General features: G+C 72.8%; 16 protein-coding genes. 7 read left to right on the forward strand and 9 right to left on the reverse strand.

Annotation, left to right across the window (positions count from 1 at the left end; all coding sequences use genetic code 11):
• Both WD250_06675 and WD250_06680 read right to left on the reverse strand, forming a co-directional pair.
• Positions 1-283 (reverse strand): hypothetical protein (locus WD250_06675; protein MEX2619885.1); only part of this gene is annotated, 283 nt, incomplete at its 3' end.
• Between the two features lie 71 nt (positions 284-354).
• Positions 355-1,119, reverse strand: coding sequence for a 3-hydroxyacyl-CoA dehydrogenase (locus tag WD250_06680; GenBank protein ID MEX2619886.1), 765 nt, complete (start codon positions 1,117-1,119; stop codon positions 355-357).
• A 145-nt stretch (positions 1,120-1,264) separates the two neighbouring features.
• Between WD250_06680 and WD250_06685 the strand changes: the two genes are divergently transcribed.
• Positions 1,265-2,605 (forward strand): 3-deoxy-7-phosphoheptulonate synthase class II, encoded by a 1,341-nt coding sequence (locus WD250_06685; GenBank protein MEX2619887.1) that lies wholly within the window; start codon positions 1,265-1,267, stop codon positions 2,603-2,605.
• 27 nt (positions 2,606-2,632) lie between these two features.
• Here WD250_06685 and WD250_06690 read toward each other — a convergent pair whose 3' ends face one another.
• Both WD250_06690 and WD250_06695 read right to left on the reverse strand, forming a co-directional pair.
• Complete coding sequence (locus WD250_06690; GenBank protein ID MEX2619888.1) at positions 2,633-3,814, reverse strand: MarP family serine protease; 1,182 nt, start codon at positions 3,812-3,814, stop codon at positions 2,633-2,635.
• Positions 3,815-3,833: 19 nt separating this feature from the next.
• Positions 3,834-4,334: a hypothetical protein gene (locus WD250_06695; GenBank protein ID MEX2619889.1), complete on the reverse strand. Its 501-nt coding sequence runs from the start codon at positions 4,332-4,334 to the stop codon at positions 3,834-3,836.
• Between the two features lie 80 nt (positions 4,335-4,414).
• Here WD250_06695 and serB point away from each other — a divergent pair, with 80 nt between their 5' ends.
• The 3 genes from serB (at position 4,415) to WD250_06710 (ending at position 7,680) form a co-directional block, all read left to right on the forward strand.
• Positions 4,415-5,638 carry a phosphoserine phosphatase SerB gene (gene serB, locus WD250_06700; GenBank protein ID MEX2619890.1) on the forward strand — a complete coding sequence of 408 codons (1,224 nt, stop codon included), beginning with the start codon at positions 4,415-4,417 and terminating at the stop codon, positions 5,636-5,638.
• Complete coding sequence (locus tag WD250_06705) at positions 5,635-6,393, forward strand: hypothetical protein (GenBank protein MEX2619891.1); 759 nt, start codon at positions 5,635-5,637, stop codon at positions 6,391-6,393. Before serB ends, WD250_06705 begins: the two co-directional genes overlap by 4 nt.
• 78 nt (positions 6,394-6,471) lie before the next feature.
• The gene (locus WD250_06710) at positions 6,472-7,680 is read left to right on the forward strand and encodes a pyridoxal phosphate-dependent aminotransferase (protein ID MEX2619892.1); all 1,209 of its coding nucleotides are present in this window, start codon (positions 6,472-6,474) and stop codon (positions 7,678-7,680) included.
• A gap of 13 nt (positions 7,681-7,693) precedes the next feature.
• On the opposite strand, the gene WD250_06715 is transcribed toward WD250_06710, so the two are convergent.
• On the reverse strand, positions 7,694-8,560 hold the full coding sequence (locus WD250_06715) for a hypothetical protein (GenBank protein MEX2619893.1): 867 nt from the start codon (positions 8,558-8,560) through the stop codon (positions 7,694-7,696).
• 177 nt (positions 8,561-8,737) lie between these two features.
• Between WD250_06715 and WD250_06720 the strand changes: the two genes are divergently transcribed.
• Entirely contained in the window at positions 8,738-9,211 is a 474-nt protein-coding gene (locus tag WD250_06720; protein ID MEX2619894.1) for a YbhB/YbcL family Raf kinase inhibitor-like protein, read from the forward strand.
• Positions 9,208-11,019, forward strand: coding sequence for a prolyl oligopeptidase family serine peptidase (locus tag WD250_06725; GenBank protein ID MEX2619895.1), 1,812 nt, complete (start codon positions 9,208-9,210; stop codon positions 11,017-11,019). Before WD250_06720 ends, WD250_06725 begins: the two co-directional genes overlap by 4 nt.
• A 34-nt stretch (positions 11,020-11,053) precedes the next feature.
• On the opposite strand, the gene WD250_06730 is transcribed toward WD250_06725, so the two are convergent.
• Entirely contained in the window at positions 11,054-11,908 is an 855-nt protein-coding gene (locus WD250_06730) for a DUF368 domain-containing protein (protein MEX2619896.1), read from the reverse strand.
• A 104-nt stretch (positions 11,909-12,012) separates the two neighbouring features.
• On the opposite strand from WD250_06730, the gene WD250_06735 reads away from it, so the two are divergent.
• Entirely contained in the window at positions 12,013-12,996 is a 984-nt protein-coding gene (locus tag WD250_06735) for a PD-(D/E)XK nuclease family protein (protein MEX2619897.1), read from the forward strand.
• A 171-nt stretch (positions 12,997-13,167) separates the two neighbouring features.
• On the opposite strand, the gene WD250_06740 is transcribed toward WD250_06735, so the two are convergent.
• The 3 genes from WD250_06740 to WD250_06750 all read right to left on the reverse strand — a co-directional run bounded on the left by WD250_06740 (position 13,168) and on the right by WD250_06750 (position 16,174).
• On the reverse strand, positions 13,168-14,547 hold the full coding sequence (locus tag WD250_06740) for a M23 family metallopeptidase (GenBank protein MEX2619898.1): 1,380 nt from the start codon (positions 14,545-14,547) through the stop codon (positions 13,168-13,170).
• Between the two features lie 67 nt (positions 14,548-14,614).
• Positions 14,615-15,397: a PspA/IM30 family protein gene (locus tag WD250_06745; protein MEX2619899.1), complete on the reverse strand. Its 783-nt coding sequence runs from the start codon at positions 15,395-15,397 to the stop codon at positions 14,615-14,617.
• Between the two features lie 30 nt (positions 15,398-15,427).
• Complete coding sequence (locus WD250_06750) at positions 15,428-16,174, reverse strand: hypothetical protein (GenBank protein MEX2619900.1); 747 nt, start codon at positions 16,172-16,174, stop codon at positions 15,428-15,430.
• Positions 16,175-16,228 lie beyond the last annotated feature (54 nt).

The raw sequence follows: 16,228 nt of genomic DNA on the forward strand, positions 1-16,228 counted from the left end.
CCGCCCCTGAGGATGCCGAGGTGGACGACGCAGCCAGCTCGGCGCGCAGTTGCACGTGGTTGTAGATCTCACCGTTGGCGACCAGGTGCGCCGAGCCATCGGACGTGGACAGCGGCTGGTGGCCCCCGACCACGTCGACGATCGCGAGCCGGCGGTGACCGAGCCACGCGTCGCCGACCTGGACCGTCCCCGCGTCATCCGGGCCGCGATGGCGCAGGCGGGCGAGCATGGCACGACACTCGTCGACGTCGACGTCTCCGTACGCCGCAACGATTCCGCACATCGCATCCGCCTCTCGGCATGGTCATGGCGAACGGGTGACCTACCGACACTACGCCACGGCGAGGGCTGGTGCTACCGCGGCGCCATGCGCAACCCACCGTCGAGCCGGATCACCTCCCCGTTCAGCATCGGGTTCTCGATGATGTGGCGCACCAGGGACGCGAACTCCGCCGGACGGCCGAGGCGTGCGGGGTGCGGCACCACTGCGGCCAGGGACTGCCGAACCCCGTCCGGTAGGCCTGCGAGCATCGGGGTGTCGAAGGTGCCGGGGGCCACGGTGACGACCCGGATCGCGTGTTCGGCGAGCTCACGGGCCGCCGGCAGGGCAAGGCCCACGACACCCGCCTTGGACGCGGCGTAGGCCGCCTGACCGACCTGGCCGTCGAACGCGGCGATGGAAGCGGTGTTGACGATCACACCGCGCTCCTCGCCGATCGGCTCGCCGTTCGCCATGGCTGCGGCCGCCAGGCGCAGCACGTTGAACGTCCCGATGAGGTTGACCTGGACCACCTTGGCGAACTGGTCCAGGGGGTGGGGGCCCTCGCGGCCCAGCACCCGGCCGGCGTCGGCCACACCGGCGCAGCTGACCGCGATGTGCAGCCCGCCGAACTCGCGCACCGCGGTATCGATGGCGGCCTGCACCTCGCCGGGCTTGGTCACGTCCGTCGGCACGAACCGCGTGCGGTGGCCGTGCGCGGCCTCGACGGCCCTGCCTTTGGACGTCGGCAGGTCCGCGACCACCACCCGCACGCCCGCATCGACCAGTGCCGCGACGGTGGCCTGGCCGAGTCCCGATGCCCCACCGGTGACCAACGCCGAGCTGCCCTTGATCCGCATCCTGTCCCACGCCTTCCGTCCCGGGGGAGCCGGAGCCGTGCGCCCCGGCAGCGGTAACGGTACGCCACCGTTCTCGCGCCACAGCCGGAGGATGTAGCGGGCCCATTCCTTGCACGGAGCGAGGGGTGGTGTGAGCATGGGTGCGATGAGCTCCTGGGCACCCGATTCGTGGCGGGCCTTTCCGGCGCGCCAGCAGCCAAGCTGGCCCGACGAGGGGGCCCTGAAGGCTGCCCTCTCGGAACTGGCTGCTCAGCCGCCGCTGGTCTTCGCGGGCGAGTCCCGCCATCTGCGCGCACAGCTGGCAAAGGTGGCCGCAGGCGAGGCGTTCCTGCTCCAGGGCGGCGACTGCGCCGAGACCTTCGCCGGGTTCAGCGCCGACGCTATCCGCGACAAGCTCAAGATCATCCTCCAGATGGCCGCCGTGCTCACCTACGGGGCGCAGATGCCGGTCGTGAAGCTCGGGCGGATCGCGGGGCAGTTCGCCAAGCCGCGTTCGGCCGACACCGAGATGGTGGGGGACGTGCGGCTGCCGTCCTACCGGGGCGACGCGGTCAACGCCCTGGAATCCACGGCCGACGCACGGCGGCCCGACCCGTCCCGCCTGGTGCGCTGCTACCAGCAGGCGGCGACGACCCTGAACCTGTTGCGGGCGTTCACCGCAGGCGGCTTCGCCGACCTGGAGAAGGTGCATGTCTGGAACCAGGAGTTCGTCGCCGCGAGCCCCCAGGGCCGCCGCTACGCGACCATTGCGGACGAGATCACCCGAGCGCTGGCCTTCCTGCGCGCCTGCGGCGTGGACGTGACCCGGGATCCCACCTTCCAGACGGTGGAGTTCTGGACGTCGCACGAGGCACTGCTGCTCGGGTACGAGGAGGCCCTGACCCGCCGCGACTCGCTCACCGGGCAGTGGTACGACTGCTCCGCCAACATGCTCTGGGTCGGCGAGCGCACCCGTGATCCCGACGGCGCCCACGTCCACTTCCTCTCCGGGGTCCAGAACCCGATCGGCGTGAAGCTGGGGCCCTCCGCCACAGTGGACGAGGTCGAGGCGCTGACCGCACGCCTGAACCCCGATGCCATACCCGGGCGCCTCACGTTGATCACCCGCATGGGGGTCGACAGCGTCGGGCAGGCGCTGCAACCCCTCGTGCGTGGTGTCCGCGACCTGGGCCTGCCGGTCGTCTGGTCCTGCGATCCGATGCACGGCAACACGTTCACGAGCGAGGCCGGCTTCAAGACCCGCCGGTTCACCGATGTGCTCGGCGAGCTGCGGACCTTCTTCTCCGTGCACCGGGCCGAGGGCACCGTCCCGGGCGGTGTCCACATCGAGCTCACGGGCGAGGACGTGACCGAGTGCCTCGGCGGAGCCCAGGAGATCGCCGACCTCGACCTGGCCACCCGGTACGAGACCGCCTGCGACCCGAGGCTCAACAACCAGCAGTCGTTGGAGCTGGCCTTCCAGGTCGCAGAGATGCTCCGCCTCTAGGCAGACCGGGGTCCACGCCCGCTCCTCCTAGAAGCGGCAGGGTCCGGTGTCCACACCGGCGTTGCGCCCGATGGCGGCCTCGACGTCGGGGCGCACCCGCTCGGCGGTCAGGGCGTAGCCCGTCCCCGGCTCTCCCGGTGCCGCAGCGAAGACGACGCCGCCCACGGTGCCCTGGTCCGTGACGAAGGGGCCGCCGGAGTCGCCGCGCACCACCTCGGCGGCCAGGGTCAGCACCTCCCGCTCCACGGTGCCGCGCCCGAAGATGTCGCGACCGATGGCGGCCTGCCGGTCCCGCACCGTCGCCGGCTTCACGACCAGCTCCCGCTGCCCGCCGGGGAAGCCCAGCGTCGCCCCTTGCACCCCGCGCGCCGCCGGCTGCGCGGACCAGCCGATCGGCGGTGCGGTCGTGGCTGGTGACGACAACACGGCCAGGTCCAGGCTGCCGTCGAATCCCACCGCCACCGCCTCGTGCGTGCCGGACTGGTCGCGCACGGTCAGGGACTCGCCGCCGGCCACCACATGGGCGTTGGTGACGATGTAGCCGGCTTGGGTCACGAACCCGCTGCCCGTGGACACGCCGCCGCAGCCGAGGGACTGGACCTGCACGGTGCTCGCCTGCCCTGCCTGGGCGGCGGCCGCCACCGCACCTTCCGAGGGCGCGTCCACCGGCGGTGCGGTGGCCCCGCCCGTGATGCCGCTGAAGACCTGCGGGAAGCCCTGCTGGTCGAAGTAGGAGCCGACGCGCCCGAACACGTCGGGGGCGGGCGGCAGGGCGTCGTGGACTGCCGCGACCACGGCCGAGCCGCGGACCTGCCGGGCGACCGAGGCGATGGGCCCCTGGGCGAACGCCCCGCCCAGCAGCCAGACGCCGATGACGAGCACGAGCACGCCGACGGCGATGCCCGCGATGCGGTCCACGGGAGCGGCACCGGCGACGGCCGCGGCGGCCCGGAGCCGCAGGCCGATCGCGAACCCCACACCCTGGCCGATCAGGAAGCTCGCCATGAGCAACCCGAGGGTGGTGATCGCCAAGGTGGGACCCGGCCCCTCGACGAACCTCGAGGCCAAGTCGGGGGCGAAGCTCGCACCAAGGATGATGCCGATCACCGCACCCCCGAAAGCGGTGACCTGGGACAGGGCGCCCTGGCGGAATCCGCGCACCGATGCGTACACGACCAGCAGCAGGAGCAACACGTCGAGCAGGTTCACGCCGGCCACTCTAAACCAGTCAGATCAAGGCCCGGATCTCGCCGTCTGAGGCGTGCAGGACCGCCCGGGCGGCCTCGTGCAGGGCGGTGTGGTGGGCCCGGAACGTCTCGATCTCGTCGGGGGCGGGCGCAGCGGCCTCGTCGTCCTGAGGCGCGGTCGTGTCCTGCTCACCGTGGAGCGCAGCGAGCGCGGCATCCCAGTCCGTCGCGGCGGCCGCGTGTCGCAGGTGCATGCTCGGCGCCTGCAGCAGCGCCCGCTCCAGGTCCTGGATGACCGTGAGGACCACGTCGGTCGTGGTGCGAACCCCCGGCGTGGTCAGCAGGTGCAATGCCTGGAGCTTGCGCATGGCCATCGCCATGATCAGCTGGGGATCCCCGAGCTCTGAGACCGCCGAGTCGACCGCACGCAGGTCCACGGTCACCGCGGTCGGCACCGTGAACCACTCCCGGAGCAGCTCGAAGAGGGCCTCCGCGGACGCGCGGGCAGCCAAGAGCTCCTGGGGCTTCGGGATCTCCTTCATCGACGACGAGGCTATCTCAGCATCAACAGGATGGTCGCTGCGCGATCGCCGCCACCCGTCGCCCGGTACCCTGCGCATCCATGGACGACGCCTCCGCTCTCCTGCTGACCGTCACCGGACGCGACCGGCCGGGACTCACGGCCGCCCTCTGCCAGGAGCTGGCCCACTGGGGAGCCCGCATCCTCGACATCGAGCAAGTGGTCATCAGGGAGCGACTGACGCTCGGGATCCTCGTCTCGCTCGGTGCAGAGGAGAGCGCCACCTGCACGGCTCTGACCGAGCGTGCCGCAGCACTGGACGTCAGCATCGAGTTCGAGCAGATGGCCTCCCGCCGACCCCGCGTCCAACAGGTGCGCCACTACGTCACGATCCTGGGCCAACCCCTGCGAGCAGAGGCGATCGCCGGCATCACCGGTCGTATCACGGCGGTCGGGGGGAACATCGAGAAGATCTCGCGCCTGTCGCGCTACCCCATCCTCTCGTTGGAGCTGCTCGTCTCCGGCGGGGACCCCGATCGTCTGCGCGCCGAGCTCGCAGCCGAGGCCGCGGCCTGCCGGGTTGACGTGGCGGTGCAGGCGGCCACGATCTACCGGCGGGCCAAGCGGCTGATCGTCATGGACGTGGACTCGACGCTCGTGCAGGGCGAGGTGATCGAAGCCCTCGCCGAGCGGGCGGGCTGCCTCGGGCGGGTGCGGGAGATCACCGCGCAGGCCATGGCCGGCGACCTCGACTTCGAGCAGTCCCTGCGCGACCGCGTCGCACTGCTCGAGGGGCTGCCCGTCTCGGCCCTCGACGAGGTTCGCGACCAGCTGGTGCTGACGCCGGGCGCCCGCACCCTCCTGCGCACGCTGCAGCGTCTCGGCTACCGGACCGCGATCGTGTCAGGCGGCTTCACCCACATCACCGACGACCTGCAGCGCCGTCTCGGCCTGGACTTCGCGGCAGCCAACACCCTCGAGGTGGTGGACGGGCACCTGACCGGCGGCCTGATCGGCACGGTCGTCGATCGTGCGGCCAAGGCCGACCTGCTCGAGCGCTTCGCGGCCGAGGCCGGCATACCGCTGACGCAGACCGTGGCCGTGGGCGACGGCGCGAACGACCTCGACATGCTGACCCGTGCGGGCCTCGGCATCGCGTTCAACGCCAAGCCGGCGGTCCGGCGCGCCGCCGACACCGCCGTGAGCGTCCCCTACCTGGACGCCATCCTCTTCCTGCTGGGCATCACCCGCGAGGAGATCGAGGCCGCCGACGCCGACGACCCCCGCATGCCGCCCGCCCATGCCGGTACGATCCTGCCCGGATGAGACGGCAACGGACCCAGACGCGCCCCGTGTTCTACCCCGACCGGCTCGCGATGATCCTGGGCGCTGGGCACGAACGCCTCGCGGCGATGGAGTCCGACGCGGAGAGCGTGGACCTGCTGACGTGGAACATCTTCGCGTCACTTGCCACCCACGCCGACCAGGACTGGCTTGCCTACCGGTTGCAGGCCCTTGGGGGGACGGCGGTCCGCGCCCCCCTGCGGATCTCGCTGTGGACGGGCCGGGACCGGGAGCCCTTCCTGCGGCCGAGCCCGGAGTACACGACGGCGATCAAGCAGCGCAGCGCCGCGGCCGGCCACGCCGATGACGCCCTGTCGGCCTTCGAGCAGGCGATCGACCTGCCCGTGCGCGTCGAGTCGCCCGACACACTCCTGCTCGTGGACCCCATCGGCACCCAGTACCGACGGGGAGGCGGCGGGCGGGACCGTCTCCTGGAGCTCATCGACGCCGGCCTGACCCACGCTCGACGCCTTTCCCGTGCACTCACGATCGCCGTCGTCTACCCGTCGGGAACACCCGCGGCCGGGGACCTGTCCGCCCGCATCAACGAGCTCCGCGACCCCGCGACGCTGCGCGCCGAGCTCGCGCACCGCCGAACCATCCCGCCGCTGGCCCTGCGCGAGCTCAGCTGGCAGCGCCTCATCCACCTGTGGGACGCCGAGCGGGAGCACCTCGATCTCTCGGGTCAGCCGGTCAAGGCGTTCCTCGCCCATCTCGAGGGTCGCGGTCTTCGCTGACCCGCGCTGACGCCCGTGGCACGGGCACGGTGTAGCGTGCCGCCCACCGCCGCGGGGCGACCGATCAGGGAGCAGGTCATGACCAGCCGTGCCGACACCGACCACACGTCACAACGGCTTCGGGATCTCAGCGAGTCGGTCACCCTGGCGATCACCGCGAAGGCGAAGGCCTTGCGGGCACAGGGCGAGGACGTCATCGGCTTCGGCGCGGGGGAGCCGGACTTCCCGACGCCCCCGCATGTCGTCGCCGCAGCCCAGGACGCGTGCGCGGATGCCGCCAACCACCGCTACTCGCCGGCAGCCGGGCTCCCCGCGCTGCGCTCGGCGATCGCCGTCAAGACCGCCCGGGACTCGGGCCTGCAGGTCGACGCGACGGAGGTGCTGGTCGCAAACGGCGGCAAGCACGCCCTCTACAACACCTTCCAGGCCCTGGTCGACCCCGGCGACGAGGTGCTCCTGCCGGCCCCCTACTGGGTCAGCTACCCCGAGCAGGTCCGCCTGGCGGGCGGCGTCGTCGTCGTCCTCGCCACCGATGCGGCGTCGGGCTTCCGCGTGACCGTCGAGCAGCTCGAGGCCGCCCGCACCCCCCGCACCAAGCTCCTGGTCTTCGTCTCCCCGTCGAACCCGACGGGTGCGGTCTACCCGCCCGAGGAGGTCGAGGCCATCGGGCGCTGGGCGGCCGACACGGGCGTGTGGGTGGTCACCGACGAGATCTACGAGCATCTGGTGTACGGCGACGCCCGACACGTGTCGCTGCCCGCGGTGGTCCCCGAGGCCAGGGCGCGCTGCGTGGTGGTGAACGGCGTGGCCAAGACCTACGCGATGACGGGGTGGCGCGTGGGCTGGTCGATCGCCCCGCCGGCGATCACCGCCGCGATGACCCGCCTGCAGAGCCACCTCACGTCCAACGTGTCAGGCGTCGCGCAGGCGGCGGCCCTCGCCGCCATCGAGGGCCCGCTGGACGAGGTGGCCACCATGCGGGCCACCTACGACCGCCGCCGCCAGCTGGCGCACGCGCGCCTGTCCGCGATCGACGGGGTCACCTGCCCCCTGCCCGAGGGCGCCTTCTACGCCTTCCCGTCCTTCGAGGGCGTGCTCGGCCGGACGATCGGTGGCCGCACGGTCCACACCGCCGTGGAGCTCTGCGAGGCCCTCCTGGATGTGGCGCGCGTCGCGCTGGTCCCGGGCGAGGCGTTCGGGGCGCCCGGCTACGCCCGCCTGTCCTACGCCCTGGGTGACGACGACCTCTCCACGGGCCTCGACCGCCTGGCCGAGGCCCTCGGCTGACCCAGCGGGCCCTTTAGAGCTGGGGGGCGAGTTGCATCTCCAACGCGCTCAGGCCGAGGGCCCCCTTGGCCTGCGCGACCTGGGGGGCGATCCTGGTGACGCCGATCGTGCCGACGTTGGTCACGCCTCCCAGGTGCAGCCCCACCGTCACCAGCACGCCCATGGCGCGCCCGTCGGCGCTGTTGACCGCGCCGCCGGAGTCGCCGAAGAGGGCCAGGCCGTTGGCGAAGACCTGGTTCGGGTCGCTGGTGGTCGGCGCGATCGAGGTGCGCGCCGGCAGGAGCTGGCCGAACACCAGCGCCTGACCGTAGTGCTGCAGGATGACCGGGCCGGGCGAGAGGTCCTCGTTGATCCCCGTCGGGCCACCGAAGTGGCACATCTGGGGACTGGCGGGGACGCCGTCGTCGAGGCGCACCAGGGCGAAGTCGCGCACGCCGCCCAGCACCGCGTAGGCGAACTCCCCCACGCGGTTGCCGGTGGCGTCGCGCGCCACCGGGCCGCTGCCGGGCGCCCACGTCTGCTCACCGGGGACGGCGCCGAGGACGCAGTGCCCAGCCGTGCCCATGTAGCGCTGCCCGTCGCTGCCGTGGAACAGGTAGTTGAACGAGCACAGACCCACGTCGTTCAGCACGGTGGCTCCGGGACGCACACCGGTGCAGGCCCCGAGCCCCAGCGGGAGGGCGGCCGTGCGGGTCGGCAGCAGCTCACCCAGCGATTCGAACAGCACCGGGGTGCCGTCGGCGACCGTGACCGGGTCGTCGCATTCCGGCTTGGCCGTGACGGCGGCGTCCTCCTCGGGCGACGGTGCCGCGGCGGCGGGGGCGACGGTGGTTGCGGCGAGAGCAAGTGACAGCAGCACGAGCAGGAGACGCGGGCGCATTGACGACCTTCCTTGACGACGACTCGGCGGAGTCCTCAAACGGTACCCCTTTCGAGGCGCTCGTCAAGGCACCGCCCGATTCGTCCGCACCCTGGTCCAAGCGAGCCGGCGCCCGACACTCTACGCTTGCCGCCCGCCCGCCCGGGCGGCTCGCGTCCAGGAGGTAGCAACCACACCATGGCGGCCTTCCGCCTCACCAGCCCAGCGTTCGAGCACGACACGCCCCTGCCACTCCGCTACAGCGGTGACGCAGATGACCTCTCCCCGCCCCTGGCCTGGACGGGCGCACCGGCAGGAACCAAGGAGCTTGTCCTCATCTGCGACGATCCCGACGCCGAGACCGGCGTGTTCACGCACTGGATCGTGTACGGGATGGCCCCCGACTCGTCGTCCCTGCCGGAGGGCATCTCCGACGACGCGATCATCGAGGGCGATGACATCTCCCTCGTCCAAGGGCTCAACGAGTTCGACCAGGTGGGCTGGAACGGCCCGATCGCCAGCGAGGAGCGCGGCCCCCACCGGCTGTTCTTCCGGCTGTACGCGCTGGACACCGAACTGCTGGACCTCCCGCCCGGGGTGACGCGGAGCGAGGTGCGCAACGCCGCCAAGGACCACATCATCGGCCAGACCATGCTCGTGGGCATCGTGTGAGCAGCGGGCGGGCCGCCGTGGCCGCCGGCTCGGAGGCTTCCTGGCGGCAGCGGTTCCGTGCTGCCCGGGTGTCCCTGCCCGCCTGGGCCGACGACGCGCCGGACCGAACCGTCTACGCCACCAACGCCTCGGGGGTCTGGCAGGTCCACTCGTGGGACCGCACGACCGGCGTGCACACGCCGCTCACCGACAAGGCGACCGGCGTGCGGGGCGGCGCGCTCCTGCCCGACGGCAGCGCCGTGGCGTGGTTCGACGACCACGACGGCGACGAGGTCGGGCGCTACGTGGTCACCCCGTTCGACGGCGGCCCGGCCACCCCGCTCGTGCCGGTCGTCGGTGCCGGGTGGTCCGCGGGGCTGTCGCTGCGCGCGGACCGGGTCGCGGTCGGCGTGGCCGACAGCGGGGGGTTCTCGATCCACGCCGGTGACCGCGACGAGCCGGCGCTGGTGTACCACCACGAGCACCCTGCCGATGTCGGTGGCCTGAGCCGGGACGCCGTGCTGCTGGCCATCGGCCACACCGAGCACGGCGACACGTTGCACCCGGCCGTGCGGGTGATCGACGCGCAGACGGGCGAGGCGCTGGCCGAGGCGTTCGACGGGCCCGGCAACACGACCGTGCCGGCCGGCTGGTCCCCCGTGCGCGGCGACGGTCGGCTCGCCCTGCTCGCCGATGCCGGCGGGAGTCTGCGCCCGCAGGTCTGGACCCCCGCGACCGGGGAGCGGGTGGCCCTCGAGCTGGACCTACCGGGGGAGGTGTGGGTCGCCGACTGGTGGCCAGACGCCTCCGCGCTGCTGCTCGGCCACGACCACCTCGGACGCACCGAGCTCCTCCGCTATGACCTGGAAGCGGGGCACGCCGAGCTCGTGCCACTCGGGGCGGGCAACGTCCATGGGGCCCGCGTCCGCGACGACGGTGAGCTGTGGTACGCGTTCACGTCGTCGGCCAGACCCCCACAGGTGCGCGCCAGGGGCCCCGCGGGTGACCGGGCGTTGCTCGTCCCCCCCGGCGACCCGGCCCCCGAGGGTGTCGCCTACCGGTCGCTGCACTACCCGAACGGTGACGGGGGGACCGTGCACGCGTTCCTCGCCGTGCCGCCGACGCCCGCGCCCCATCCCCTGGTCGTGGAGGTGCACGGCGGCCCCCAGGCGCAGAGCGACGACGGCTTCGAGCCCCACGTGCAGTCCTGGGTCGACCACGGTTTCGCGGTCCTGCTGCCCAACTACCGCGGGTCGACCGGCTACGGCAAGGCGTGGGAGGACGCCTTGCAAGGCGATCCCGGGCGGCCCGAGCTCGTGGACGTGCGGGCGGGCCGTGACCACCTGGTCGGGCAGGGCCTGGTGGACCCCGGGCGGGTCGTGCTGGCCGGCGGGTCCTGGGGCGGCTACCTGGCGTTGCAGGGCATCGGCACGCAACCCGACGCCTGGACGGCGGCCGTTGCGGTCGTGCCGGTTGCCGACTACCTGACGGCCTATGCCGACGAGGCCCCCGCCCTGCAGGAGTTCGACCGTGCCCTGTTCGGCGGGACCCCCGCCGAGGTACCCGAGCTCTACCGGCAACGCTCACCACTGACCCACGTCGACCGCGTGCGCGCCCCCGTCCTGATCATCACGGGCCGCAACGACACCCGCTGCCCCATCCGCCAGGTCGACCGCTACGTCGCCGCCCTCGCCGAACGGGGTGTGCCCCACGCCTACGACATCTTCGATGCGGGACATGGCTCGTTCTCCGCGGAGGAGACGATCCGCCAGCAGGCGCTGGCCATCGACTTCGTCGCGCGGCACCTCGGCACACCCACGGCCTCGTGACCCGGACCACGTCGCGCGCCGCGAGTCGGGACGGTCAGGAGGCCGGCACCTCCGACCGCTCGCGACGGGCGCCCCACATCACGAGGGCGCTCACCGCCGCGAAGCCGAGCAGGGCCAGACCCACCACGGCCAGGACCGCCGCGAGGTCGTCGGGTGGGGCCAGGAGGCCCCGGTCCTCGTCCGCCCACGGCCACAGCGCCCGCAGGGCCCCCGCCATCAATCCCACGAGGGCGGCCATGGTGGCGTCGTGGCGGCGCTCGAGCAGCCATCCGAGCACCCGGGAGAACGCCCCGAGGCCGAGCACGGCGCCCACCCCGAAGCCGGCCACGTACACGACGTCGAGGTCGCGTGCGGCCTGCAGGGTCGGCTGGTACATCCCCATGGCCTCGAGCAGGAACGCCCCGCTGACCCCCGGCAGGATCATCGCGCAGATCGCCACCGACGCCGCAGCGGCCGCCATCAGCACCCCCGGGTCGGCGACGGTGCGGGGGGGGACACCGACCAGGACGAACGCGACGGCGGCCGCCATCAGCACCATGACCGCCTCGCGGACCCCGGGACGGGCGATGGCCCGCCACGGGACAGGCAGGGACGCCGCCACGAGCCCGAAGAACAGCCCGCGCGCCCGCGCGGGGTAGGCCTCCAGGAGCGGTGGGATCACGAGGGTCCCCACGGCCAGGGCTGCAACGATCCCCCCGAGGAGCGGCAGCACCAGCCCCCACTCCACGTCGCGCAGTCGCAGCGACGCGGCGGCCCGTATGGAGTCGATCAGACGGGTGTAGATACCGACGATCAGGGCCACCGTCCCGCCGCTGACGCCGGGGACGACGTCGGCGGTGCCCATCAGCATGCCCTGCGCCAGATGGGTGAAGGTCGGCCGGATGCGCATCGCCGGGAAGCCTACTCGGGCGGCGCGCCGGCGTTGGGGTGCCCGGAGACCGAGGTCAGGAGAGATGCTCGGTGGTGTCGCACCCGCCGGTTACCCTTCTGACCATGTCCGCACTCCACACCGCGACCGATCCAGCCGCGCCAGCCGCGCCAGCCGTCCCCGGCACCCCCGGCGACGCGGGCGACGCGGGCGCGACCGACGCACCGGCACCCCTGCGCCTGTCCTTCTCCCGGGTGGACGCCTTTCTCACGTGCCCGTTGAAGTTCCGTTTCTCCTACGTCGACCGCCTGCCCCAGGAGCCGAGCCCGACGTTGTCGTGGGGCACGTCGGTACACGCCGCGCTGGAGTCGTGGTGGGACCAGAAGCTGCCGCAGCCGCCGCCGGTGGAGGTGCTGCTGCAAGGCCTGTACGACGGCTGGGACGACACCGGGTTCGAGGGCATGGCCCGCGACGAGAAGCTGCGGTGGTACGCCCACGCCCAAGACGTGCTGCGCCGTCACCACGCGCGCTACGCGCCCGTCTATGTGCCCGCCGTGGCGTGCGAGCAGTGGTTCGAGCTCGATATCGGTGACGGGGTCGAGGTGGTCGGGTCGATCGACCACGTGGCCCGCACGCCCTCGGGCGGCATCGGCATCGTCGATTGGAAGACCAACCGCAAGGCCAAACCCCGCAAGCGCGTGGTGGGCAGCTTGCAGCTGGCCATCTACTGCCTGGCCGCGAGGGAGCTCTGGGGTCAGGACCCCGAGTGGGTTGCCCTGGACTTCGTCGTGCCCGGGATGCGCGTCAGCGTCGACCGCGGTGAGATCGACGTCGACGGGGCCTTGGCGACCATCCGGGACGTCGCCGCGACGGTCCGCACCGCCACCGACTACCAGCCGCGTCCCTCGCCGCTCTGTCCCTGGTGTGACTACCGCGCGCTGTGCCCCGCCTTCGAGGGCGACGGCCCGGACGTGCCGGGACTGGCCGTGGTCGAGCTCCAGCGGTTGCGTCGCCGGCAGGCCCACGACGCTGCCCGGGCCGCAGAGCTGGAGGCCCTCATCCGCGACCGGCTCGGTCCAGGCGCCTCCGTGGAGCTCGGGTCAGCCTGAGGCTCGCACCCGCGGACGACCACGCGTCAGCATCCCATGGCGGTCGCTGCGCGACGGCCGCGTCCGGGCAAGTCGCCGGGCCACACGACCACCGCAGGCGTTGGGGAGGATCGGGCCCTGGCGGTGGCCCAATGCTGCGATCGCCCTCCGCACGCTCCGGCGATCCCCTCGTCAGCGGCAGGCTCGACGCAGGAGCGGGTAGGGGTTCACGGGCGCGCCCTCGGGCCGGTAGATGCCGAGGTGGTTGTGGGGTGGCGTGCCCCGGGCGTTGCCCGTCGTGCCCACCGTGCCGATCGCCTGTCCGGCTTCGAGCTCGTCGCCCTCCTCCAGGTCGGCGACGGTGTCCAGGTGGGCGTTGTAGACGTCGTACCCGTCGACCTCGTAGGTGACCGAGCGTCCGCCGAGGCCCACGTCGGCCCGGGAGACCTTCGTGACCACGCCGTCTGCCATCGCCACGACGGCTGTGCCCCGCTCCGCGAACACGTCCGTCCCCTCGTGGCTGCGCCCTCCCGTGCGCGGGAAGCCCCAGTCGTTGACGAACTGCGTCGGTCCGTTGACCGGGCATCGGGATGCCCGCCACGAGGTGACCCCCTCCTTGCCGGCCTCGATGCGCGTCGAGCCCGCCCGCATGCGCTCGGCCACCTCGGCCGCCTTCCTCGCCAGCGCCACGAGGTCGTGGGTCAGCTGCACGTTCTCGGCGGTGGACGGGGTGGGGGGCGCGGCCTGGGTGGCTGCGCGCTGGCGGTCGGCGTCACCGATGATCCCGTTCGTGCGGTTGGCGTGGGCGCCCAGCGCCGCGGCGAAGCGGGCCTCGGCGCGCGGCGCTTCGGCCTCGGCCGCGCGCAGCGCCTCCTCGGCGTGCGCGAGCTCCTCCACGGCCCGGCGATGGGCCCGCTGGCCGGCCGCCTCGCCAGCGCGGGCCTCGTCCAGCTCGGCCTGCAGGCGCTGCTCCACCCTCCTCGGGAGCATCTGGCGGAGGTAGCCGACGCCGTCGACGAACTCCTTCGGGGAGCGCGAACGCATCGCGGCCTCCATCGCCATCATCGCCGGGGTCTGGTTCGAGCTCCCGGCCCGGTAGGCCCTGACCGCCTCCGCTGTCAGGGCCTGCGTCGCGTCCTCGAGCTCTGCCTTGGCCTCCTCCAGGGCGCGCCCGGCCCGCTCGGCGCGGTCTCGGGTTTCGACCACGCGCTCCTGCGCCTCAGCGACGTCCAGGCGCGCGACCACCAGGTCGCCCGCCGCCCGGTTGCGCCGACCCAGCGCCGCGATCAGGTTGCCCTCCGCACCGGTGAGCTCGCCCTTGGCGGACTCCACGGCAGCCCGGAGGGCCCGCGTGCGCTCCGCCTCCACGCGTTCGGCCTCCACGCGCTGGGCCTCGAGACGCGCAGCCTCGGCCTGCTCGGCCGCGAGGCGCTCCGCCTCGGCCGCCTCGGCCGGGGCGGGCTCCTGCCCCACCGCCGGCCGCGCCGGCAGGGGCAGGATCAAGGCAGGGATCAGCAGCAGGCCCAGGGCCCATGCAAGAGCCGCGAACCTGCGCCGTGGCGGCGACAGCATCCGCCCAGGATGGCGTGCCGAGCCGGCATGTGCACGAAATAGGCGACTTTTCGCCCGCGAACGCGGCTCAGGTGGCTTCGTCCTCCCTCTGCTCCGCTGCGGCGGGGGCAGCCTCTGCGGTGGGCGCCGCGGTGAGCCCCAGCTTGGAGCGCATCTCCGACAGCCGTGCCGACGCCTGGTTGGACGACACGGCCTGCTCCACCTCGAGCATGCGGCCCTCGACGGAGTCGGACTGCAGCTCCGCCATGCCCTTGGCCTTGGCCAGGCGGGTCTCGATCTTGTCGCGCACCTGGTCCAGGGTCGGCACGTCCTCGCCGACGGTGGCCGACATGGACTCCATGGCCGCGCTCATCTGCTCGGCCATCTTCGCCTGGTCGAGCTGGGACAGCAGCTTCTGGCGCTCGCCGAGCTTCTTCTGCAACATCGCCGAGTTCTGCGCCACGGCCGCCTTCGCCTGATCCGCCGACTGCGTGGCGCTCAACACCTGCTGCTTGAGCGCCTCGACGTCCTCCTCCTTGGCGATGAGCTGGTTCGCGAACGCCTCGGCGGTCCGCGTCAGCTCGGTGGCGCGTGCGGCGTCACCGGAGCGCTCGGCCTCCGACGCCATGATCAGTGACTGCTGGGTGGTGGCGTTCAGCTTCTCGAGCTCCTGCATCGCCCGCTCGAGGTCCATCTCCGCCTTCTTCTGGTTGGCGATGACGTTGGCGGCCGTCTCCCGCAGGCGCTTGTGCTGCTCCTGCGCTTCGACGATCGCCTGTTCGATCTGGATCTTGGGGTCGGCCCGCTCCTCGAAGCTGCTGCCGAGCTTCGCCGACAGGTACCGCCACCACCGCCGCAGAACCTTGCCCATCGCTGACCCTTTCGTGTGAGTACCCGGACGTTATCCGACCGCGGTCTGGCCCGCGGCCTCCTCCAGCCCCTCCCGCAGCGCCTCCATCTCGCCGACCAGGCGGTCCACGTCGGCGTCGAGGCCACCGAGCGCGACCGGATCGTCGACCTTCAACGACAGCTCCACGGCGCGCGCCACCGCCTCGTCGAGGCGCACCTCGAGCACCTGGAGGCGCTCCCGCGCGTCCTGGGCGGTGGCGGCGATCCGCCGGTAGGTCTCCGCCTGGCCCCGCAGGGCGTCGACGAGCGACGCCGTGGTGGGAGAGGCCGGACCCTCCTGCAAGGTGCGGATGCGCTGCTCGACCTGGTCGGCCGGTGCCAGCTGGGCGAGCGCGGTCTCGAGGTCCTGCCCGCGGCTGGCGATCCGCCAGCACTCCGCGACCCCGTCGCGCAGCCGCACCCCGATCTGCGCCAGACGCTCCTGCAAGGGGCCGGCGGAGGTCGCGGCCACCGCCTGGTCGAAGCGCGCCCGCGCGTCCTGCGCCTCCTTGACGTACCAGCGCCACGAGTCCCCCAGGCGCGACAGGTCGATCTGCGCCTCGGTCGGGGCCGGATGATCCTTCGGCATCAGCCGCGCGACCCAGGCGGCGTAGACGACGGCTGCAAGGCCGAAGGCCAGCCCCGGGCCCACCCCGACCGCGATCGCCGCCGCCGCCCCCGCTCCGGCCAGCAGGATGGACGAGGGCGCCATGATCGCCGCGGCGGTGCGCCGGGTGTAGAAGCGGTCCCGCAGGCTCATCCAGCAATGCTATCCAGCCCCGGGGGGGGGGGGGGGGGGGGGGGGGGGGGGGGG

The organism is Egibacteraceae bacterium (genome assembly GCA_040905805.1).
Taxonomy (GTDB): Bacteria; Actinomycetota; Nitriliruptoria; order Euzebyales; family Egibacteraceae; genus DATLGH01.

Excerpts from the sequence above, each read along its gene's own strand:
- WD250_06680 (MEX2619886.1), bottom strand. The coding sequence starts at position 1,119 with ATGCGGATCAAGGGCAGCTCGGCGTTGGTCACCGGTGGGGCATCGGGA.
- WD250_06685 (MEX2619887.1), top strand. The coding sequence starts at position 1,265 with ATGAGCTCCTGGGCACCCGATTCGTGGCGGGCCTTTCCGGCGCGCCAG.
- WD250_06695 (MEX2619889.1), bottom strand. The coding sequence starts at position 4,334 with ATGAAGGAGATCCCGAAGCCCCAGGAGCTCTTGGCTGCCCGCGCGTCC.
- serB (MEX2619890.1), top strand. The coding sequence starts at position 4,415 with ATGGACGACGCCTCCGCTCTCCTGCTGACCGTCACCGGACGCGACCGG.
- WD250_06705 (MEX2619891.1), top strand. The coding sequence starts at position 5,635 with ATGAGACGGCAACGGACCCAGACGCGCCCCGTGTTCTACCCCGACCGG.
- WD250_06710 (MEX2619892.1), top strand. The coding sequence starts at position 6,472 with ATGACCAGCCGTGCCGACACCGACCACACGTCACAACGGCTTCGGGAT.
- WD250_06715 (MEX2619893.1), bottom strand. The coding sequence starts at position 8,560 with ATGCGCCCGCGTCTCCTGCTCGTGCTGCTGTCACTTGCTCTCGCCGCA.
- WD250_06720 (MEX2619894.1), top strand. The coding sequence starts at position 8,738 with ATGGCGGCCTTCCGCCTCACCAGCCCAGCGTTCGAGCACGACACGCCC.
- WD250_06730 (MEX2619896.1), bottom strand. The coding sequence starts at position 11,908 with ATGCGCATCCGGCCGACCTTCACCCATCTGGCGCAGGGCATGCTGATG.
- WD250_06735 (MEX2619897.1), top strand. The coding sequence starts at position 12,013 with ATGTCCGCACTCCACACCGCGACCGATCCAGCCGCGCCAGCCGCGCCA.
- WD250_06740 (MEX2619898.1), bottom strand. The coding sequence starts at position 14,547 with ATGCTGTCGCCGCCACGGCGCAGGTTCGCGGCTCTTGCATGGGCCCTG.
- WD250_06745 (MEX2619899.1), bottom strand. The coding sequence starts at position 15,397 with ATGGGCAAGGTTCTGCGGCGGTGGTGGCGGTACCTGTCGGCGAAGCTC.
- WD250_06750 (MEX2619900.1), bottom strand. The coding sequence starts at position 16,174 with ATGAGCCTGCGGGACCGCTTCTACACCCGGCGCACCGCCGCGGCGATC.